Here is a 20,121-nt window from a genome sequence, read left to right on the forward strand (position 1 = left end):
GATCCCTTCCCGAACTCAGAAGTGAAACCTCTTCGCGCTGATGGTAGTGTGGCGTTAGCCATGTGAGAGTAAGTCATCGCCAGCTTTTAAATACTAAGCCCCCTTAACATAAATGTTAAGGGGGCTTTTTTATGCCTGAAAATAAGTGGAAAACCAATATAAAAAATAGACATAAAAAAAGGGCAGATGCCCTTTTTTTAATACTTAAATTACTGAGCATTCCACTGTTGAATGAAAGACATCGTTAATTTCGCTGCGTTTCGCTGTGCGATGCCTGAACCAAAGAAAGCTGCAACGTTTGGATCATGGTCTGCACCTGCGAGGTCAGACAAGCTACGAAATGCAATAAATGGAATATTATTTGAATAAGCCACTTGTGCCACAGCTGCTGTTTCCATATCTACACAATCGCCAAGCAAGTTTTTATGTAGATAATCACGATATGCTGCATTGGCTAAGAATGCACCACCAGAGATGCCACGCTGTCCAACCACAATCTTTGGATGATAACAGTCTACGCCTGAACAAATGGCTTCTAACTGTTTTTCAGTGCCTTTTTGCACGCGATCGACGATTGCAAGCATTTTATGATCTACAGGAAAATCGACACGCATTTCGCCATATGCCATTGGCACATCGGTGTCACCAAATCGACTTGTAAGCGCAACATTTTTATAGTTATTGGCATTCATCACGTTGGTTTCACGTAAAAACTGATTATTCCAAGCCGGAACATTGTCGGCCAGTTTAATCCCTAAACATGAAATATCACCGGGTTGACCACATGCCGAGGGTAACTCTTTCGTATTGTTATAATACACTTCATTTGGTGCTAACCAGCTTTTGGCAATGACTACATCACCAACGTGAAGGTTTGGATTTAGACTGCCTGCGATACCGCTAAACACAATCCCTTTTAAATTAAAATGATCGCTGATCATTTGAGTGGTCATAGCGGCATTGGTCATGCTGATACCACTTAAGGTAATCACAACAGGTGCATTCTCTAGTGTACCGGTGACAAACTTTCTACCATTAATGAGATATTCTTTTTTGTCTTTAGTTGATTCAATCAGTAGATCAGCTTCTTGACCAAACGCTGCAATAATAGCAAGGCGCGGTGTGCTGTCGGTGAGATGTTGAAGCGTTGTTGTCATGGATTGGACCTTCATCGATGGAGTTGTTGTGGTACATCCAACGAGACCTACTGTTAGGCCAATCGCACCAAAAATTACCGCTAATTTTGAAAACTGCATCGTAAATAAACTCTTTCTTGAAGTTAAACTTAATACTGAGATTATAAATAATTAAGCAATAACTGTTCCAAAATATGTCATAAAATTTGCTGCGATTTTAGCGTATTAAGTTTGGTCAAGTTGACGTCGTGCTGCTTTTAGGGCAGTACGTAATCCTTCTTCAAGCGTTGGATGATAAAACGGAAATTGTAAAACATCATCTATGGTTGCATCTTGCGCAATTGACCAAGCCAGCATATGTGCCATATGTTCTGCTTGCTCGACACATAATTCCGCACCTAGCAGTACTCTGGACTCAGGATCAACATAAACTTCAACTGCGCCCTGATTTTTACCCAGTACTTTTGCGCGTCCTTGATTGCTGTATGAGGCTTCACCCGTAACAAAAGCTTGCTTTGCTTGAGTCAGTTGTTTGTGAGAACATCCGGCAATCGCCATTTCTGGTGAACAAAACACCATGCTTAAGGGCGTTAATAATTTTACATTTTGAACATCGGGATAATTCAAACAATTCTGAACCAACATTTTGCCTTCAAAGGCTGCTTCATGCTGAACTGGTGTGCTGGTAAAGGCATCACCTGCAATAAAAATTGGAAAATCGCCCAATTGTTTTGTCTTTGAATCTACAGGCAATTTTTTGATATCGCCATACTCTGGCGAGATTTTTTCTAATTTTAATGTATTGAGTAATGAATCCCGTCCGGTTGCATTCAATACATAATCATAATGCTCGGTGACTTGTTGTCCTTCTTGGCGATAACTGATTTTAACCTGATCATGTTCAAGTAAAAGCTGATCGGGAAGCACTTCAAATTTGATATCAAGCTCTTTTGCCAGAATGGTCTGAGCAAGTTGCTGTAGTGAAGGGCTAGAAAGGATACCAACGCGTTGACTACGGGCAAAAATAGTGATTTTGACCCCTAAACGAAATAATGCCTGTGCCATCTCGATCGCGATTGCGCCACTGCCAATAACTGCTACAGAACGAGGAAGCGTGGGAAGTTCAAAAATATCATCTGAGGTAATAAGACGATGTTGCAATTGTGCTTTCCATAAACCAGGCACATTGGGCGTGGAGCCGACAGCCAAAATAAATGCTTTCGCTTGATAGTCTTGCCCATTCACACGCACAGTGGAGGCATCTATGAATTCGGCTTTACCAGAACATTTGTGTTGTTCAGGCCAAGCGTTCACTTCTTTTAATGTAGACGCAGTAAATGAATCTCGAAGTGTACGCACGTGCTGCATGACTTCTGTACAATCGAGTTGAACGCGACCTTTCAGGCCGACTTGATCAAGCTGTTGAATATCATGACAGCGATTGGCGGAGGCAATTAGCACTTTGCTGGGCATACAGCCCACACGGGCACAGGTGGTGTCCCAAGGTCCGTCATTAATAATCAGTAGATTCTGTGTGTGTTTCACTGCTTGTTTATAAGCGCTAATACCCGCTGTGCCTGCACCAATAATAATAATGTCGTACATTATGCAAAAACCATTTTGTTGTTCTATCTCTATGTTTAACATAAAAACAGCCTGCGAATGCAGGCTGTTTGGTTAGCGCGTGTAAGGTGAAAGTGCTTTGGACGCACAAAACTTCAGAGCGGAACGCCCATACTCACGCTGACGGTTGGACGGACATTCATGCTGCTACATGCAGTCAGTAGCGAACATACACAGATCATCATGATGAATACTTTAGTCATTCAGTAAACCTTGTTGCTTGGCTTGAGTATACAAATCGAGCGCGCGTTTACCAGATTTACAAATCAGTAAAATCGGCTTTGGCAAGCTGTTATAGTAGCGAGCAAAAGCGTAAATATCTGTTTGAGTATTGCTGCCATTTTCAATGGGTTGATAGATCAAACTGACACGGGCTTTTTCAGCGACGTCTCTGAGTTGATATACCGTAAGACCATTGCCACGATCATGATCTGGACGCTGCAAAATCACAGAGCGAAAGCGACTGCGGTCGATTAGCTGGTTTAAGTCCTGCAACGAAATTTCATCAGAAATTGTCACGGCTGAACTCACCTGTGTGACTGCAGATTGTGCAAAGAGTGTGACCGGACTTAAAAATAAAAATGTAAGAATGCAAATTCGAACAAGATTAGTCATCCAGCAGATCCATCTGTTTGGCGAGTTGATAGAGGTTGTTGGAGCGGTTACCGGTACGACAAAACATTAAAATTGGTTTTGGTAACTCGTTATAATGATTTGCAAAAGTACGTACATCGAGTTCGCTAATCTGACCAGCTACCACAGGCTGATAAACGTAGTCGAGACCAACGTTACGAGCAGCTTCTTCAATCTGTGAACTGGTTGGCTGTTCTGGACCACCCTCAAGATCTGGGCGATTATTGATAATCGATTTAAAGCCTTTTTCTACCACTTGTGCAAGATGTTCTGGTCCAATTTGACCGGCGAAACCGACATTCTCTGTCATTTTGTCACTCCAAATCTTAAAAAAACGTATATGCTGTATCATAGCATTATGCAAGATATTGAGTTAAAGCGTCATACGTTTTTTTCAAACTCAATCGAGCTTATCGTGAAGGCAATGGAGCACGTATGCACGCTTATACAGTTGAACCACTGTATGTACAACATGGTCAAGACCTGATTGCTGCTGACTTTTACCGACCCAAACATCAAAAAAAACCTGCCGTGGTCATTATGGCGCATGGCTTTGCAGGATTGCGTCATTTTAAATTGGCTGCATATGCACAGAAGATTGCACAAGCCGGTTACGCGGTGGTGCTATTTGATTATCGCTATTGGGGTGGCAGTACGGGTAAGCCTAGGGAGCTGGTACATTTAAAGCAGCAAATTGATGACTGGAAAACCGTGATTCAATATATGCTTGCCAGCAAACTGATTGATGAGCGGCGCATCGTACTTTGGGGAACTGACTTAAGTGGTGGATATGTTTTAAGCCTGGCAGCAGAGCTGAAGCATGTGCATGCCGTAATTGCGCAGGTGCCCTTTATTGACGGTGCAGAAAGTGCCAAGTTGTATCCTTTACAGCAGTTGCCTCGGGCGCTGAAACTTTCCAGTCAAGATTATATGGGAGCTAAAGTCGGATTGGCTCCCAAAACACTTCCCGTTATCGCCGAACAGCAACTCTGTTTTTTGCCTACATCTGATAGCCGCTTGGGGTATCTGTCGATTGTCAACCCTGATTTTTACTGGAGCGGAGAGGTTCCTGCACGTGCCTTTTTTCAGCTGCTGCGCTTTCGACCTATTCAGAGCGTGCGCAATATCAGTGTGCCGGTTTTGTTTATTGCGGCTAAGCAAGATTCCTTGATTCCGATTGACTCGAGTCGCGAAGCTGCAACCAATATTGCACCATTTGTCGATTATCATGAGTGGAACATGCAACATTTTGATGTTTATCATGGTATTTGGTTTGAAAAAGCCATCGCAACCCAATTAGAATTTTTACATCGACATATTGGAGTGAGCTAACATGATTGTTGTATGCCCGTCATGTGGTGCAAAAAATCGCGTTCCCGAAGAAAAACTGAGTGCAGATCCGCAGTGTGGTCAGTGCCATGCCAAGCTTTTACCGCGCGAGCCGATCGAATTAAATGAGCAGAATTTTAGTCAATTTGTGACACATAGTGATTTACCCATTCTGATTGACCTGTGGGCTGAGTGGTGTGGTCCGTGCAAGATGATGGCGCCTCATTTTGCACAGGTTGCGGCTCAAAATCCTCAAGTAATCTTTGCCAAGATCAATACCGAAACTTCGCCTCGACTCAGTCAGGCATTTCATGTTCGTAGTATTCCGACCTTGGTGCTGATGAATAAAACCACCGAAATTGCTAGAATAAGTGGCGCGCTGCGATCGACCGAAATGCAACAATGGTTAGATCAGCACCTACAGTCTTAATTTCGGAGTTAATGTGTTGGATACCCCTATAAAACCTGAAGGGACATTGTCTTTACAAACCATTGCCATGCCTGCGGATACCAACTGGAGTGGAGATGTGTTTGGTGGCTGGATTGTATCGCAGATGGACTTGGCTGGTGCCATTCATGCGGAGCGCTTTAGTAAAGGGCGCTGTGCAACCATTTCGATTAATCAGATGACCTTTTTGGTTCCAGTCAAAGTAGGGGATGTGATCAGTTGCTACACCCGAATTTTAAAAGTGGGCAATACCTCGATTCAGATGCAAATTGAAGTATGGGACAGCCATGACAGCTCACGTTCTGCAAAACGTGTCACTGAGGGTGTATTTACGTTTGTGGCTGTCGATGTAAACGGCAATAAACGTCAAATTTCAGATGAGGTCAAACAGGCATTTTTAGCCCAATAGAACTCAAATCAATTCAAGAGCATATATTGAAATTAAAAAGGTACAGCCGATGCTGTACCTTTTTTTATGCGGTTGAGCGTATTTAGGGTTTGCGTTTAGGCAACCATGCCCAAATCATTTCACACTGAATGGCTTCCACACCAGCGTCATCAACCACCGTGACCGGAATGGAAAGCTCAGCTTTATCATGCTCAGCGATAAAACGCTGTTGTTCAAGGCTTAATTGAGCGGTTGCAGTTAACCCACCTTGAACAACTTTGAGATAATCGACATGCAAAGACTTGATCAGCAAAATCCGGTCATCGGGAACATGTAAACCGGTCAGAAACCCTGTTGCCGTTTCTGCCAGTAAAGCCATCGCGGCCGCATGTAAGCCCTTAATGTGATTTTGCATATTGCGCTGGTTCTCCAGACGAACCTTGACATGATGCTGATCAACCTCTAAATAACGAATATTGGCTGTGCCCACCATCGGCACAATCCGACCAAAGGCTTTACTCCAAAGCGTGCTTCGAAGCCCTTTAGGAAATTTAGAAGTCGCCTTTACCAGCTTTGCTAAACGATTGGTCTGAGCCATAACACGTCCCCATCTACACCGCAGAAAAATTAGTCTTTGAAATTATTAAACTGTAACGGTAGACCAAATTGTTGTTCGCGCAAAAAGGCCATCACTTGTTGCAATGTGTCGCGTTTTTTATCGCTGACTCGAATTTTGTCACCCTGAATTGAAGATTGCGCTTTGATGCCACTTTCTTTAATGGCTTTATTGATTTTTTTTGCGGTATCCGAGTCAAGTCCGTCTTTCAGTTTAATGACTTGAACCACATGTTTACCTGATGCGCTGGCTTTTTGTGGATCAAGCGCTTGGACATCAATTTTGCGCTTGTAAAAATGATTTTCAAGCATGGTGTATACTTGCTCACACTGAAAATCGCTTTCTGTCGAAATTTTAATTTCTTTCGATTTTTCGTTCAGTTCGATGGTAACGTCTTGACCACGGAAGTCAAAACGCGTCTGTATCTCTTTTTGCGTGTTTTGAACCGCGTGATTAACTTCAAAAAGTTCCAATTCAGAGACAATATCAAAAGAAGGCATGGTTTAGACCTTTACAAAGTGAAAGAATATTTGAGATGCTAGGGATGTTTTCTTCATTTGCCAAGTGTTGTTTACATCAAAGGAGTGCGCAATGATCCGTAAACAAGAAATTACGACATTTGAGTTCCCAGAAGATGCCATTATCTGGGATGTCCGTGATGCGAGTTCTTATGCTGAAGGGCATGTTAAAGGTGCTAAAAATCGACCGATCGGTGATTTAGGTGCAGAAAGTTTAACTCAGGTGCCAACGGATCAGCCGATTTATATTTTATGTGGTGGTGGTAGTAAAGCCCCGCGCGCTGCTGAAAAGCTTGAAGAGCTTGATAACTCGCGTGAATACGTGATCTTAATGGGTGGTACTCGCGCAGCCAAGGCTGCCGGAATGCCTTTGGATCAAGGGCACACAGCCTAAAAAAAGCGCCTTCGGGCGCTTTTTTTTAACTGAAATTTTATGAGTGTGTTTCAGGTTTAGGGTGTTCAGTTCTTTGCTTGATTGCAACTTTCTTTTTAAAGCGCTGTGGATTCAAGCGTTTGAACAAACTCTCTGGCACAGGGCAACTTTCTTTTAGAATCTGTGCGGCAAGTATTTCGCTACAGAGTGGGGAAAACATAAACCCTTTTGAACCCAGTCCTGCAAGCGTATATAACCTGGATTGTGCAGTTGGTGCACCAGCCAAAGGAAAATAATCTGGAGATTGTGCCCGCACTCCGGCACGACCTGACCATGTACTCACTGGCGGCAATCCTTGTGCATATTCTGGGAAGACGCTGTGGATTAAATGAAAGTTATGCACATGGTCTTCTTCGTTAACCTCATCATCTTCACGCTGTGGCAAAAATGATGCGCCCAGAATCAAATGTGTCTCATCCAGTTGCATGCAGTAGCCGCCATAACTATATGCCTGCTCAAAAGGCAATGGATGCGCTGCGGTATCTACCCAGCTGATTTGTCCGCGAATTGGCTTAAGCTGTGGATAATGCTCAAACAATACGGCACTGTGCCGTGCAGCACATACAATCACGGCCGAGGCACGCAATAACTCCTGTTGCTGCGCCATGATACGCACATGATCTGTATCTTCCTGAATTTGATCAATCTGGGCTATGTGCAAATGAATATTGGGATGTGCTAGAACTTCCTCACAAAACTGATGCGGCCGAATTGCACTGGCTTGCGTTAAAGTGAGGGCATCAAAAGGCGTTTGAATCGGTGAGGATTGAGCAGGCTGAGGCTGTAAAAGCTGCTCGGGATATTGTGCTGCCAGCGCCAGCAATTGCTCAGCCTCTTTGAGTGCAATCTGATTGACCTCAAGGGCACGAAACGCACCAAAGTGCTGATAAAAGCGCATCGCATATTGCCAGCACACCAGCATCAAATGATCTGGACTTTGTGTAATCGGGCACAGCTTAGGATTGAGTAACGCCAATGGATTACCAGATGCGCCTGATAAAGGATGTGCCTGCTCAAAGATCGTCACCTGATGACCGCGCTGCGCCAAAGCCCATGCACAATTTAAACCTGCAATTCCGGCCCCAATAACGGCAAAGTGTTGCTGGCCTGAAGAGGTGGATTCCTTTAAGTGTTCTTCAGCATCGGGCCAAATGCCTTTTAGCATTTCCCGTTTATGCCCAAAACCTCGTGGTCGGCTGATTTGAATACCGTGCTCTCTGAGGCCACGTTTGAGCACACCAGCCACACTAAATGACGCAAAAGTGGTGCCGGGTTGAGAAAGCCGAATCATTTGGCTTAAAACCTGAGTTTCCCAAAGTTCAGGATTGCAGGAAGGCGCAAAACCATCGAGGAACCACGCATGAACCGCCTGCGTTTTGACGATGCATGGAAATACATCGTGAGCATCACCGAGCCAAAGATCGAGACTAAAGCGCTCGTTTGGAAAATTTAAGCGATGACACCCGGCAATCGGGAGGGGGTATTGCTCAATCAGTGCATCTGCAAGCGGTTTAAGCTCGGGCCATGCACGAAGTGCGCGGCACAGATCGGTTTTACTGAGCGGAAATTTCTCCACGCTGATGGCATGTAAGTGACTCTGGTTATCGGGACGTACCTGTTGCCAGAGTTGCCAGAGCGCTAAGATATTCAGGCCTGTTCCAAATCCTGTTTCGCCTACACAAAAGTACTCAAATGGTGCTAAGGCTGCCAAACGTGTAGGCAGATCATTACCATTTAAAAAAACATGACGTGTTTCGAGCAATCCATTGTCTTTGGAGAAATACACATCTCCAAACTGCTTTGAGACCGGAACATCAATTCCGTCTACACAATGCCAATCTAACGTTGCGGTTTGGATGCTCGCTGACACGCACAGATCCTTTTATTCGGGTGAATAGAGGGTTGAGTTTACCATTGACGGCGACGCTTGGTGTAGACATAACCTGCAATCAGAAAGCCTAGAATTACCCCGACCGCAATCGTAGCGGCGCCATACAAAAACATTTGGGCACTGCGCTCACTTTGCAATACCTGGACCTGCACCATAAGATTGTCGTTTTTAAGCTGCAATTCTTGATTTTGAGTCAGAGCATCCAGATTGGCTTGCTCAAGCTGTTTTAAACGACCAGCCTGATCTTTAACCAGCGCTTTAATTTTGGCATCTTGCTCAGCTTTGAGTTTGGCAATTTGCTCGGCGGTAAGCGGTTTTAATGCAGTATTGGCTGCATTTGCCACACTAGCAGTTGCTGGAGCCGTCGCAGTTGTAGCAGCAGATGTGCTAGGTTGAGCGGGTGCAGGCGTTGGTTCAACAGCCCAAACACTTGAGCACAGCAAAGATAAGCCGATCAGCGTTTTCAGCGTGTGAGACATGGAATTACTCTTTTGGAAAGGCTTTATTAAAGGGTTTGACATCGATGTGCCCATACACGCCTTCAATCCAGAATGGTTCTTCTTTTAACCAAGCATCCAACGCTTCACGACTGTCAAAATCAACAATAATGGTGCTGCCGTAAAAGCCAGCCTGCGGATTGCCTGCTTCTTTAGGCATGGCACCAGCGACAATCAGTCTGCCTTCGTCATCGAGTTTTTGTAAACGTTCGAGATGCTGTGGACGCGTCGCTAAACGTTTTTCTAGCGTCCCTTCGTTATCTGTACAGGTCACCACAAATAAAGGCATAAGGATATCCTTTTGTAAGAATTTTCAGAAGCTTAGGCATCTGGTGTCTTGAAAAATTTACGTAATACAACAAACTGGATAATGATAAATGAAAACATCACGATCATGTCACCAAATGCGGTAAATTCACCCCAATATTTTCCATGCATAAATACAAATGCAAAGAAGAAATGCAGTAATGACATCACCACAAACATGGCAGCCCATGCAAAGTTTAGATTTTTCCAGCCTTTGGCTGATAATTCAAAAATAGGGCCAAACAAACGTTGAATCAGCGGTGTTTTATCTTTACTAAAAAATGGCGACAGTAAAAAGGCACCTGCAAACACCAGATTAAGAATGACGGCTTTGAGACGAATATAGAAGTCATCGCTGAGCATCAAGGTAATGCCACCAAAAATTACGGTCATAAACAACACAATCCATTGTTGTTTTTCAAGACGAAATTTTTGTGAAATGAACAGCCCGCCGTATACAATCAACATCGAGATAATGAGACCCGTGGTCGCAACCAAAATATTGTTATTGTCTACACCACCAGCCGAACCAATCAGTTTCAATAACGGATGCTGGGTATCGGCCGGATCGACAGTCTTATATAAATAAAAGAAAATAATGAGGGGCACAAAGTCTAAAAGTGCTTTCATGTTAGAGTATCTAAACCAGATCATAACGAATGGCATAGTATAGAAGATGCACGGCATAGATTTACATACGCACAGCAATATTTCTGATGGGACCTTATCGCCTCAGGCTTTGGTCGAATCTGCTGTCGCGTGCGGTATTCATACCTTAGCACTGACCGATCATGACACGATGGATGGGCTGGATACTGCGCGAAAAATCGCCCAAGATCATGATATTCATATTATTTCTGGTGTGGAGATTTCGAGTCAGTGGTCTCGTCCCAACACCAAAAAAGCTTATGGCGTACATATTGTGGCGCTGAATATGCAAAATCCAAAGCCTCTACAAGATGCATTAGTGATACAAAAAAATATTCGGGCGACGCGTGCCAAGCAGATTTGTCAGTTGTTAGAAGGCTGTATCGGATTTGATATTTACCCGGATGTACTGGCCAAGGTAGAGCATGTTCCTGACCGTATTACCCGAACCCATATTGCCAAAATCCTGATTGAAAAAGGAATTGTGAGTCGCCCGCAGCAGGCATTTGACCGCTTTTTAAAAGAAGGCAAACGGGCCTATGTCAAATTTGACGGTTTAGCGCTGCCCGAGACGATTCGTATCATTCATGAAAGCAAAGGCTATGCTGTATTGGCACATCCGACTCGCTACGATCTGTCGTCTACCAATATTCGCTACTTAATTGAGTATTTTGCCTCGTTGGGTGGCGATGCAATTGAGCTAGCACCCAGTATTGACCCACTCTCTACGCGCCAGATGGTCGATCGTTTGATTGCACAATTTGATTTAAAAGTATCGATTGGCAGTGATTTTCATGGCGATAATATGCCATGGATTAAACTGGGCAATACGCCACAGCCTAATCCTCGGCAGACCGGCATTTGGGAAAGCTTCTAAAGCAAATTATTATCTTGCGCTTGAATCGGTGGAGGCGTCGGTTTACCCAAAGTACTCAGAAGTTCAATTTCGATCATGCGCACCATCGAATCTAGAGGTAAGTCGTTACTTTGCGTGCCAAACGGCTCTTCAATTTCAGTGCTTAAAGCATCAAGGCCCAAAAAAGTATAGGTCAGAATGCCCACCAAGATCGGGGTAGCCAAACCAAGGGTCGAGCCTAAACTAAAGGGCAACATACAACAGAAAAAGTATACGGTTCGGTTAAGCAAAACAGAGTAGGCAAAAGGAATAGGCGTGTTGGCAATACGGTCACATCCGGTTTGTACCAGACTGAATTCGGCCACATACCGATTCATTTGGGTATAAATAATATCGCTAATTTCGCCTTCTTTCAGTGCTTGCATTAACTCCCAGTGAATAAGGCTTAAGGTGTATTGCGGTGCATTCACCTGTTGATACAACTGGGTGAGTGCTTGCTGGCTCAAGCCACTGGTTTCGGTCAGCTCAGTCGGATTGGCCGTTTGGTGACGTAGACGATCACGTAAAACGTTGGCAAATACAATTACATGCTGAATGATCCGTTCACGTCGTCCTTGCGGTAAAATTCTACAGTCACGATCAAAGTGACGCGCATTTGCAATCAGTGATCCCCATAATTTACGTGCCTCCCACCAACGGTCATAACATGCACTGTTTTTAAATCCCAAGAAAATCGATAGGACCACACCAATAAGGGTAAAGCCGACCAACGGTAACTGGGGAAAATTAAAAATCTGGGTATATTGAATGCCGCCAATGACAGCCGAGATCAGCATCAAAATCCCAAGCGGTGGAAGAATTTTGGGTAAAATGGTTCCTCGCCAGGAAAAGAGTAGGCGAAAAATATTGGTTTGATCACGGACAATCATGCGAGACGTTCACAGCTTTTTTGAGCATGATCTTCACCAGTCGGTGCGGCTTTGTCAATATCTGGGCGATTGATTTTTTTGTACATGAAGTAAGCCATGTTCTGCAAATGAAAAGCAGCCGTTTTTTGCAATAATAAAATGATCGATTAACTGGATGTCGACCAGTTCACAGGCCTGAAGCAAGCGTTGAGTAAGCGTCGTGTCGGCCTCGGAGGGTAGTGCGTGCCCGAAGGGATGATTGTGCGCAATCACAAGATGTGATGCGTGTTGTTGTATCGCATAACGTAACGTTTGATTAATCGAGATCTCGCAGCTATTCAAAGAGCCAAAGAACAATTTTTTAAAATGCAGCTTTCTTAATTCGTTGTCGAGACACAGCACGGCAAAAATTTCCTGTTTTTCTCCCAACAGTTCATAACGTAAATAATCCAGCACCTGTTCAGAGGAAGACAAACTCAAGGCATCTTGATGAAAATAATGTTCGAGATAGCGCCGTCCAAGTTCTTTTACCGCCATTAAGTGCGCATATTTGGTTGCACCCACTCCATGAAAGCCGGAAAGTTCTTCTAAGGAGGCATCAAAGACTGGATTCAGGCCGCCAAAATGTTGAATCATGTTGCGCGCCAGCTCAACCGCGGAGTGCTGCTTGGAGCCTGTACGTAAGAAGATGGCCAGCAGTTCGGCATCTGATAAGCTTGCAGGCCCAGTATGCAGTAACCGTTCTCGGGGTTGTTCGTGCTTGGGCCAAAATTTAATAGACTGTTGCATTCTGATTGAAGATGTACGTTATAGTTCTGATTTCGAAATTACAATGACTTGGGTCTAGGTCTATTTAATGCTATTGTGAGCGCCACTGCAACAGAAAGGTATGCTGTTCGTGAGCTTTGATTTAAGTGTCATTCCAAATAAAAACATTATTTTAGCTGTAACAGGCGGTATTGCGGCCTACAAAAGTGCCATTTTGGTACGCCGATTAAAAGATTATGGATTTAATGTCCGTGTGGTCATGACACATGGCGCACAAGCCTTTATCACGCCCTTAACCTTTCAGGCTTTGTCTGGCTATCCTGTCCATACAGAATTGCTCGACACCGAAGCCGAAGCGGGTATGGGACACATCGAACTTGCACGCTGGGCAGATCTGGTGCTGGTTGCTCCCGCCAGTTGCGACACGATTGCCAAATTTGCACAGGGCTTGGCCGATGATTTACTCAGCACGCTGTATTTAGCCACTAAAGCACCGGTATGGGTTGCACCAGCAATGAACCAGCAAATGTGGGCGGCCAAAGCCACCCAGCGTAATTTACAAACGCTGGTCGAAGACGGTGTACACGTTATTATGCCAGATGCAGGCGCGCAAGCCTGTGGCGACGTAGGCTTGGGGCGTATGCCTGAGCCGGAGCAACTTGCTTATCAGGTGCGAGAGTACTTCCATAAAGCTCAACGTGCGATTGCAGAAAAATTTGGTTTGCTGGCCGGACAGCATGTCGTGATTACTGCTGGTCCAACCCGTGAAGCGATTGATCCCGTGCGCTATATTTCAAATCATAGTACTGGAAAAATGGGCTTTGCATTGGCAGCAGCCTGCTATGCTGCGGGTGCTAAAGTAACCTTGATTGCCGGGCCGGTGAGTCTGGATACACCTAATGGTGTACAGCGCATCAATGTAGCATCTGCGGTGCAAATGCTCGATGAAAGCTTGAATACGCTCAAACAAGGTTGCGATATTTTTATTGCCACTGCGGCTGTCGCCGATTATCGCGTTGCACAAGTGGCTGAGCAAAAGATTAAAAAATCGGGCGATGAACTTGAGGTGCGACTTATCAAGAACCCGGATATTGTGGCCACCGTTGCACAGCAAGCAGAGCGGCCATTTATGGTGGGCTTTGCGGCAGAAACACAAAACGTGGAAGCTTATGCGGCTGGTAAGTTGGTGGCTAAAAATCTGGACATGATTGCCTGCAACGATGTGTCACGCAAAGATATCGGATTTGCATCGGATGAAAATGCCATGATGGTGTTTTTTGCCGAGCGTTATCACCTGAAAAATCGAGAGCTAGAAAAAGCGTCTAAGCAGGAAATTGCGCAGCAACTGGTTGAAGCCATTTCTGATGCACTGCGCCGTAAAGTTTAGTTTTGCGGCTGATCAAGTTTTAAGTTTTTAAACATAAAGCTCCTACAAAAGGCGCTTTATGTTTTTCTCTAAACTGTATATTTTTAAGAGGGAGATAATCTCTGTAAAATGGACTGAGTGTATGAACAAGAAACTAATAGGAAGCCTGTTACTTGCAAGCTGTTTGAGCGTGAGCCACCTGACTATGGCAGCCAGCCTTCAAAACAACATGATCAGCATTGCAACGTCGTATTCTGACTTTTCAAAAGCAAGTAATGCCAAAGACGCAGAAATGGCATTAAGTAAAATGAAAATGGCTGCGCTAGATTCGAAAAAATCTAAGCCACCAAAGCTGGCCAATAAACCAGACAATAGTCCAGAGGTGATGGGGTATCACGCGGGCTTGGATCAACTGGTTGCCGAAATTGATAAAACCAATCTTTTAGTGAAGGCGGGTAAGCTGGATCAGGCCAAAATTGAAGGAAAGAAATTAATCGATATTCGTAACAGCAATCACAAAAAATTCAAATAATTGCAATTTTACATGTAAAAAAGCGACCATACAGGTCGCTTTTTTATGCTCAATGCAACTTAAGCTTGGCCTTCAACTTGCGTTTGAGCACGTTGAAGATTGGCTTCAAATTCTGCATCAAAGTTGATTGGTGTCAAAAGCAATTGTGGGAAACTGCCTTTGGTGACCATATCGTTGACCGCTTCACGTAAGAACGGGAACAAGATATTCGGGCAGTACGCGCCTAAAATGTACGGAAGACGGTCTTCTTCGATATTGTCAATTAAGAAAATACCAGATTGAGTCACGTCAACAATAAATGCCGTCTCGCCTTCGTTATTTGCTTGAACAACCGCTTTTAATGACACTTCAAAATGTGTTGGATCAATTTTTTCTGCCGCAGACGACAAATTGATGTTCAACTCTGGTTGCCATTGTTTTGTAAAGACTTGCGGTCCTGGAACTTCAAACGAAATGTCTTTGGTATAAAGACGTTCTAAAGCAAGTTGCGGTTGAGTTTGTTGTTCTTCACTCATTCTTTTTTCCTTAACAATTTAAAGCGAAATTAAGCCAGTAGCTCGTCGAGTTTGCCTTCACGCTCTAAGGCATAAAGTTGATCAAAACCGCCAATAAACTGATCTTTGATAAAAATTTGAGGCACGGTACGATGATTGGTACGCTGCATCAGCTCGATGCGCACATCTGGTGCTTCATTTGACAAATTAATTTCTTTGTACTCAATACCTTTGCGCTCAAGCAGTTGTTTTGCACGAATGCAGTACGGACATACTGTGGTTGAATAAATCGTAACATTTGCAGTCATGAAATTGCTCCTTAAGCTTTAGTCGTCTTTGCTTTAACCAGTGGCAAACCTTGACCTTTCCAGTTGCTAATACCGCCGTCGAGACGGTAACTGTCGGCGTGTCCGATTTTTTGCAGCGCACTACCGGCAACTTGACCAAGATTACAAATGAACACCAGTGGACGATCACTTGCTTTAAGCTCGTCTACATGGCTGGCGATTTGGCTGTACGGAATGTTACGGCTTCCGCTGATATGACCTTCACGAAAGTCTTTGGCATCACGTAGGTCGATCAATTGCGCATTTTTGGCTTTGATCAAAATACCAAGCGATTGTGGGGAGATTTTGCGTCCGTTACGTTGTCCTTCAAAAATAAAAAACAACACAACCAGAACTGCAAGTGTTCCAAATAAAAAGGGGTGATTCCCCATAAACTCCAACCAACGTTCCACAAGCCACCTAATTAAACTCAAAATTGACGAAGAGTATAGCTCATATACATGGTGATCAAAATCACCAGTTCAAGAGCAATATTTAGAAAAATTAACTTTTTTGTTGCGCTTCCTGAATTTCATCCAGCAATCGCAAATAGCTATCCAGTCGGCGCGGCAGAATTTCACCGTTTTCGATGGCCACTTTTAGGCCACAATGCTTTTCATGCGTATGGGTACAATTTCGAAATTGGCATTGTCCCAAACGCTGATCGATTTCTGGAAAACCATGGCGTATTTTTTCGGCATCCAGATGCCAGAGTCCAAATTCGCGAATTCCCGGTGAGTCAATCAATGCGCCATTTTCACCAAACCGAATCAGTCGGGTTGAGGTGGTGGTGTGCTGACCCAGTGCCGAGTTTTCAGAAATGATATTGGTTTTTTGCTCTGCATCTGGAATGATGGCATTGATGAGTGAACTTTTACCTACACCAGATTGCCCCACAAAGGCAACTGTTTCGTTGTCTAGACGCTGTTGCAAGCTGTGCAGGTCGCCTTTGGCATGACACACCAATGTTTCATAGCCCAGTGCTTGATATTCTTCGAGCATACTCAGAATTGGATCTTGTTCGGTTAACAAATCCGACTTGTTAAGCACCAGTAAAGCTGGAATATCGGCATCGGCACAGGCCACCAAATAGCGATCAATCAGTGTCGGTGCTGGTTCAGGCAATACTGCAAAGACAATCACAATCAAACTGATGTTGGCTGCAACAGGTTTCACCTTGTGATAGCGATCTGGACGAGTCAGTAAAGAACGTCGTGGTTGAATCGCGGTAATAATCCCAAGTCCCGTGTTCGGGTCGGCTTGCCATTTTACCCGATCCCCAGTCACCAGCATTTCTAAATTGGTACGGGTATGGCATCGCCAAACGCTGCCCAGTTCAATAGGCTTCCAAAAAGGCTCAGGTTCGCCATCTGCAACTTCAGGTCGCTCAGGATGTGGATCGGGTGTCGACAAGGCCTGAACTTCGAGTTGACGACCATAATGCTGTACCACCAGTCCTTCTAAATCACTGGACGTGTCTACATCATCTTGGCGTGTTTGCTGTTGTTTCTTGATCCGGCGTTGCTGCTGTTCAGTCAAGCGACGTTTACGAATTAGAGCCATTCATATCCTAAAAAAACCCATTTACCGAGGTCGCAAAAATAGCATGAACTGACCATCGAGTTACAGCGTAGCGACGATTAATTTGCTACTATTCGTGTTTTCTCGCATTTAGATTTGGTAGATATGAGCAGCACACTGGATACGCGGTTAATCTGGATTGACCTTGAAATGACAGGTTTGGACACAGATAACGATCAGATTATTGAAATTGCCACCATTATTACCGATGACAATTTGAATATTCTTGCAGAAGGTCCGGTTTTGGCAATTCATCAACCCGATCGTGTATTAAATGCGATGGACGAATGGAATACTCGTCAGCACGGTCAGTCTGGACTGATTGAACGTGTGCGCCGCAGCAAATTGACCGCACGTGATGCCGAGCAGCAAACCCTTGAGTTTTTAAAGAAATGGGTGAATCCGAAAATTTCACCGATGTGTGGCAACTCGATCTGCCAAGATCGTCGCTTTATGCATCGACTGATGCCGGAACTCGAACAATACTTTCATTATCGTAACTTGGATGTGTCGACGATTAAGGAACTCTCTAAGCGCTGGCGTCCAGAAATTATGAGCGGATTAAAGAAAAATGCATCGCACTTGGCGATGGATGATATCCGTGATTCGATTGCAGAACTGCGCTACTACCGTGAATATTTTTTCATTAAAAACTAAGTTGCATGTTGCAATAACTCCGCAATACGTATCACCGTAGCTTAATTTTGGGCTGCGGTTTTTTATTGTCGCGGGTGGGGTCAAAGTCTTACGAATATATTCATATTGTTACAAAAAGTAGGATGGAACCAATTGGTTTTACAGGGTTTTGTTTTACTATAGAGTTGTATTCCCAGTGAATTATAACAAAGAGATCAAGATGCAAAGTAATAATCCTATATTAACCCGCGTTGAAACATATAGTGATTTTCAGCAACCGATGACTGTAGCGGGCGCAGTACAAAAATCGGTGGGTCTGACCTTGGTGGCTGCCATTACTGGTTTAGCGTTGTTCTTTTATTGCGCTTTTACCGCTAATGCAGGAATGGCTTACGCTGCAATGCTGGTGGGTGCAATTGGTGGCCTGATTTTAGGCCTGATTGCGACGTTTAAAGCGCCTACAGCACCAAAGCTGGCGGTTCCTTATGCACTATTTGAAGGTGCATTTTTAGGTGGTATTTCCTTTATTTTTCAGGCCAAATTTCCGGGTGCGCCGTTACAAGCGCTACTTGCTACATTTGTCACCACCTTGGTGATGTTCGGCTTGTATCGGTTCCAGATTATCCGTGCAACCGAGAAGTTTAAATCGGTGGTGCTTTCTGCAACTATTGCGATAGCCATTGTGTTTGTCGTGCAAATGGTTATGAGTTTGGCTTTTGCATCTAGTGTACCTTATATTTTTGAAAGCAATTGGTTGGGCATTGGCTTTGCGGCATTTGTGGCTGTGATTGCCTCATTAAATCTGATTTTGGATTTTGACCTGATCGAATCTGCTGCAGCACAACGTGCACCGCAATCATTTGAATGGTTGTGCGGAATTGCCTTACTCTCGACGCTGGTGTGGATGTACATCTCGTTCTTGCGTCTGATTGGTCTGTTGTCGAACGACTAATCCAAAACTCAAGTTGTTCAAATCAAAAGTCGTACGCCGTAAGGGGTACGATTTTTTTATGCAAATCAAAAAAAGATGCATTATGCAATTTCGAAAAGTTGTGAAGCTTGGCATTATGCTTCTAAATTTAATACAGTGAGAAACCTAATGGCACAAGGATTATTAACAGGTAAACGTTTTTTAATTGCAGGTGTTGCAAGTAAGTTATCTATTGCCTACGGTATTGCACAGGCACTCCATCGTGAAGGCGCAGAGCTTGCGTTTACTTATCCAAATGAAAAACTAAAAAAGCGTGTCGATGAATTTGCTACACAGTTTGGTTCAACGCTTGTTTTTCCTTGTGATGTTGCGGTTGATGCGGAAATTGACAATGCATTTGCAGAACTTGCAAAACATTGGGACGGTGTGGACGGTGTGGTTCACTCAATTGGTTTTGCCCCTGCGCACACTTTAGATGGTGATTTCACAGACGTGACTGATCGTGAAGGTTTCCGTATTGCGCATGACATCAGTGCCTACAGCTTTGTGGCGATGGCGCGAGCTGCGAAGCCACTGCTTCAAGCACGTCAGGGTTGCTTATTGACTTTAAGTTATCAGGGTTCTGAGCGCGTAATGCCAAACTATAACGTCATGGGTCTTGCTAAAGCATCGTTAGAAGCAGGCGTACGCTACTTGGCTTCAAGCTTAGGCGCAGATGGTATTCGTGTGAACGCAATTTCTGCTGGCCCAATCCGTACTTTGGCTGCTTCAGGCATTAAATCGTTCCGTAAAATGCTGGATGTCAATGAAAAAGTATCGCCGTTAAAGCGTAATGTGACCATTGAAGAAGTGGGCAATGCCGCGTTATTCCTTTGCTCACCTTGGGCATCGGGTATTACTGGTGAAATCATGTATGTCGATGCTGGATTTAACACAGTAGGTATGAGCCAAGCGATTATGGATGAAGAATAATTTTTTATCTTCTAATTAAAATGGTGCTTCGGCACCATTTTTTTATATTTAAAATTCAGTTGCAAATAAAAACGTTAGCAAAACATTAACAACTCTAAATAGACAGTTCTGTATCTATTGGTTAAAATTCAACATAAGTATGAGTTTTACTGATAATAACAATGTCGATTAATCTATTTGGCGTATTAGAACGCTTGGGATTAGGCACACAGCAACGCGCCTTGCACGTGACCTTCTCAGATCCCGCCCTGAACAGTCAGGTGTATTTACAACGCATACAGGGAC

Annotated in this window: 26 protein-coding genes and 1 rRNA gene; 11 read left to right on the forward strand and 16 right to left on the reverse strand. The window is 44.1% G+C overall.

Annotated features, from left to right (window positions below; genetic code table 11):
• Window positions 1–85 (forward strand): 5S ribosomal RNA (rrf, locus tag L2096_RS15710); the annotation flags it as partial.
• 124 nt (window positions 86–209) lie between these two features.
• Here the strand turns inward: rrf and L2096_RS15715 are convergent.
• The 4 genes from L2096_RS15715 to L2096_RS15730 all read right to left on the reverse strand — a co-directional run bounded on the left by L2096_RS15715 (window position 210) and on the right by L2096_RS15730 (window position 3,702).
• Entirely contained in the window at window positions 210–1,256 is a 1,047-nt protein-coding gene (locus tag L2096_RS15715) for a 5'-methylthioadenosine/S-adenosylhomocysteine nucleosidase (protein WP_004940679.1), read from the reverse strand.
• A gap of 105 nt (window positions 1,257–1,361) precedes the next feature.
• On the reverse strand, window positions 1,362–2,741 hold the full coding sequence (locus tag L2096_RS15720) for a dihydrolipoyl dehydrogenase (RefSeq protein WP_250365825.1): 1,380 nt from the start codon (window positions 2,739–2,741) through the stop codon (window positions 1,362–1,364).
• A 213-nt stretch (window positions 2,742–2,954) separates the two neighbouring features.
• The gene (locus L2096_RS15725; protein ID WP_004940675.1) at window positions 2,955–3,374 is read right to left on the reverse strand and encodes a beta-lactamase hydrolase domain-containing protein; all 420 of its coding nucleotides are present in this window, start codon (window positions 3,372–3,374) and stop codon (window positions 2,955–2,957) included.
• The gene (locus tag L2096_RS15730; protein ID WP_004940674.1) at window positions 3,367–3,702 is read right to left on the reverse strand and encodes a protein tyrosine phosphatase family protein; all 336 of its coding nucleotides are present in this window, start codon (window positions 3,700–3,702) and stop codon (window positions 3,367–3,369) included. The genes L2096_RS15725 and L2096_RS15730 overlap by 8 nt, the downstream gene beginning before the upstream one ends.
• A 125-nt stretch (window positions 3,703–3,827) precedes the next feature.
• Between L2096_RS15730 and L2096_RS15735 the strand changes: the two genes are divergently transcribed.
• From L2096_RS15735 to L2096_RS15745, 3 genes are all read left to right on the forward strand, one after another.
• Entirely contained in the window at window positions 3,828–4,724 is an 897-nt protein-coding gene (locus L2096_RS15735) for an alpha/beta hydrolase (RefSeq protein ID WP_151797021.1), read from the forward strand.
• 1 nt (window position 4,725) lies between these two features.
• Window positions 4,726–5,151, forward strand: a complete 426-nt coding sequence (gene trxC / locus L2096_RS15740; RefSeq protein WP_004940669.1) for a thioredoxin TrxC — start codon at window positions 4,726–4,728, stop codon at window positions 5,149–5,151.
• Window positions 5,152–5,218: 67 nt separating this feature from the next.
• Window positions 5,219–5,578 carry an acyl-CoA thioesterase gene (locus L2096_RS15745; RefSeq protein ID WP_171063771.1) on the forward strand — a complete coding sequence of 120 codons (360 nt, stop codon included), beginning with the start codon at window positions 5,219–5,221 and terminating at the stop codon, window positions 5,576–5,578.
• An 82-nt stretch (window positions 5,579–5,660) separates the two neighbouring features.
• Here the strand turns inward: L2096_RS15745 and L2096_RS15750 are convergent, their stop codons facing one another.
• Both L2096_RS15750 and L2096_RS15755 read right to left on the reverse strand, forming a co-directional pair.
• Window positions 5,661–6,155: a DUF4442 domain-containing protein gene (locus tag L2096_RS15750; RefSeq protein ID WP_004940665.1), complete on the reverse strand. Its 495-nt coding sequence runs from the start codon at window positions 6,153–6,155 to the stop codon at window positions 5,661–5,663.
• A gap of 29 nt (window positions 6,156–6,184) precedes the next feature.
• A complete protein-coding gene (locus L2096_RS15755) occupies window positions 6,185–6,673 on the reverse strand; it encodes a YajQ family cyclic di-GMP-binding protein (protein ID WP_004940662.1) in 489 nt (162 codons plus the stop codon).
• 91 nt (window positions 6,674–6,764) lie between these two features.
• On the opposite strand from L2096_RS15755, the gene L2096_RS15760 reads away from it, so the two are divergent.
• Complete coding sequence (locus L2096_RS15760; protein ID WP_004940657.1) at window positions 6,765–7,085, forward strand: rhodanese-like domain-containing protein; 321 nt, start codon at window positions 6,765–6,767, stop codon at window positions 7,083–7,085.
• Between the two features lie 37 nt (window positions 7,086–7,122).
• Here the strand turns inward: L2096_RS15760 and mnmC are convergent, their stop codons facing one another.
• Genes mnmC through L2096_RS15780 form a run of 4 tightly spaced genes read right to left on the reverse strand, consistent with a single transcriptional unit; the run spans window position 7,123 to window position 10,448 of the window.
• The gene (gene mnmC / locus L2096_RS15765) at window positions 7,123–8,994 is read right to left on the reverse strand and encodes a bifunctional tRNA (5-methylaminomethyl-2-thiouridine)(34)-methyltransferase MnmC2/FAD-dependent 5-carboxymethylaminomethyl-2-thiouridine(34) oxidoreductase MnmC1 (RefSeq protein ID WP_250365826.1); all 1,872 of its coding nucleotides are present in this window, start codon (window positions 8,992–8,994) and stop codon (window positions 7,123–7,125) included.
• Window positions 8,995–9,032: 38 nt separating this feature from the next.
• Entirely contained in the window at window positions 9,033–9,494 is a 462-nt protein-coding gene (locus L2096_RS15770; protein ID WP_025095782.1) for an SH3 domain-containing protein, read from the reverse strand.
• Window positions 9,495–9,498: 4 nt separating this feature from the next.
• Window positions 9,499–9,801 carry a YciI family protein gene (locus L2096_RS15775; protein WP_004940649.1) on the reverse strand — a complete coding sequence of 101 codons (303 nt, stop codon included), beginning with the start codon at window positions 9,799–9,801 and terminating at the stop codon, window positions 9,499–9,501.
• A 32-nt stretch (window positions 9,802–9,833) separates the two neighbouring features.
• Window positions 9,834–10,448 carry a septation protein IspZ gene (locus L2096_RS15780; RefSeq protein ID WP_004940647.1) on the reverse strand — a complete coding sequence of 205 codons (615 nt, stop codon included), beginning with the start codon at window positions 10,446–10,448 and terminating at the stop codon, window positions 9,834–9,836.
• 46 nt (window positions 10,449–10,494) lie between these two features.
• Here L2096_RS15780 and L2096_RS15785 point away from each other — a divergent pair, with 46 nt between their 5' ends.
• The gene (locus L2096_RS15785) at window positions 10,495–11,343 is read left to right on the forward strand and encodes a PHP domain-containing protein (protein ID WP_250365827.1); all 849 of its coding nucleotides are present in this window, start codon (window positions 10,495–10,497) and stop codon (window positions 11,341–11,343) included.
• Here L2096_RS15785 and L2096_RS15790 read toward each other — a convergent pair.
• Window positions 11,340–12,251: a bestrophin family protein gene (locus L2096_RS15790; protein WP_004940641.1), complete on the reverse strand. Its 912-nt coding sequence runs from the start codon at window positions 12,249–12,251 to the stop codon at window positions 11,340–11,342. The genes L2096_RS15785 and L2096_RS15790 overlap by 4 nt on opposite strands.
• A gap of 54 nt (window positions 12,252–12,305) precedes the next feature.
• A complete protein-coding gene (radC, locus tag L2096_RS15795) occupies window positions 12,306–13,019 on the reverse strand; it encodes a RadC family protein (protein WP_004940638.1) in 714 nt (237 codons plus the stop codon).
• A gap of 109 nt (window positions 13,020–13,128) precedes the next feature.
• On the opposite strand from radC, the gene coaBC reads away from it, so the two are divergent.
• Complete coding sequence (gene coaBC / locus L2096_RS15800) at window positions 13,129–14,385, forward strand: bifunctional phosphopantothenoylcysteine decarboxylase/phosphopantothenate--cysteine ligase CoaBC (protein ID WP_250365828.1); 1,257 nt, start codon at window positions 13,129–13,131, stop codon at window positions 14,383–14,385.
• A 121-nt stretch (window positions 14,386–14,506) separates the two neighbouring features.
• On the forward strand, window positions 14,507–14,896 hold the full coding sequence (gene cybC / locus L2096_RS15805; protein ID WP_025095784.1) for a cytochrome b562: 390 nt from the start codon (window positions 14,507–14,509) through the stop codon (window positions 14,894–14,896).
• A gap of 59 nt (window positions 14,897–14,955) precedes the next feature.
• Here the strand turns inward: cybC and secB are convergent, their stop codons facing one another.
• The 4 genes from secB to rsgA form a co-directional block, all read right to left on the reverse strand.
• Window positions 14,956–15,411, reverse strand: a complete 456-nt coding sequence (gene secB, locus L2096_RS15810; RefSeq protein WP_004940626.1) for a protein-export chaperone SecB — start codon at window positions 15,409–15,411, stop codon at window positions 14,956–14,958.
• A 29-nt stretch (window positions 15,412–15,440) separates the two neighbouring features.
• A complete protein-coding gene (gene grxC, locus L2096_RS15815) occupies window positions 15,441–15,698 on the reverse strand; it encodes a glutaredoxin 3 (RefSeq protein WP_004940623.1) in 258 nt (85 codons plus the stop codon).
• A gap of 11 nt (window positions 15,699–15,709) precedes the next feature.
• Window positions 15,710–16,129 (reverse strand): rhodanese-like domain-containing protein, encoded by a 420-nt coding sequence (locus L2096_RS15820; protein ID WP_250365829.1) that lies wholly within the window; start codon window positions 16,127–16,129, stop codon window positions 15,710–15,712.
• 91 nt (window positions 16,130–16,220) lie between these two features.
• Window positions 16,221–17,279: a small ribosomal subunit biogenesis GTPase RsgA gene (gene rsgA / locus L2096_RS15825; protein ID WP_025095785.1), complete on the reverse strand. Its 1,059-nt coding sequence runs from the start codon at window positions 17,277–17,279 to the stop codon at window positions 16,221–16,223.
• Between the two features lie 123 nt (window positions 17,280–17,402).
• Here rsgA and orn point away from each other — a divergent pair, with 123 nt between their 5' ends.
• The 3 genes from orn (at window position 17,403) to L2096_RS15840 (ending at window position 19,836) form a co-directional block, all read left to right on the forward strand.
• The gene (gene orn / locus L2096_RS15830; protein ID WP_004940613.1) at window positions 17,403–17,954 is read left to right on the forward strand and encodes an oligoribonuclease; all 552 of its coding nucleotides are present in this window, start codon (window positions 17,403–17,405) and stop codon (window positions 17,952–17,954) included.
• Window positions 17,955–18,153: 199 nt separating this feature from the next.
• The gene (locus tag L2096_RS15835) at window positions 18,154–18,885 is read left to right on the forward strand and encodes a Bax inhibitor-1/YccA family protein (protein ID WP_250365830.1); all 732 of its coding nucleotides are present in this window, start codon (window positions 18,154–18,156) and stop codon (window positions 18,883–18,885) included.
• Between the two features lie 147 nt (window positions 18,886–19,032).
• Window positions 19,033–19,836 (forward strand): enoyl-ACP reductase FabI, encoded by an 804-nt coding sequence (locus L2096_RS15840; RefSeq protein ID WP_250365831.1) that lies wholly within the window; start codon window positions 19,033–19,035, stop codon window positions 19,834–19,836.
• The last annotated feature ends 285 nt before the right edge of the window (window positions 19,837–20,121 follow it).

The organism is Acinetobacter sp. ACZLY 512, assembly GCF_023614015.1.
Taxonomy (GTDB): domain Bacteria; phylum Pseudomonadota; class Gammaproteobacteria; order Pseudomonadales; family Moraxellaceae; genus Acinetobacter; species Acinetobacter soli.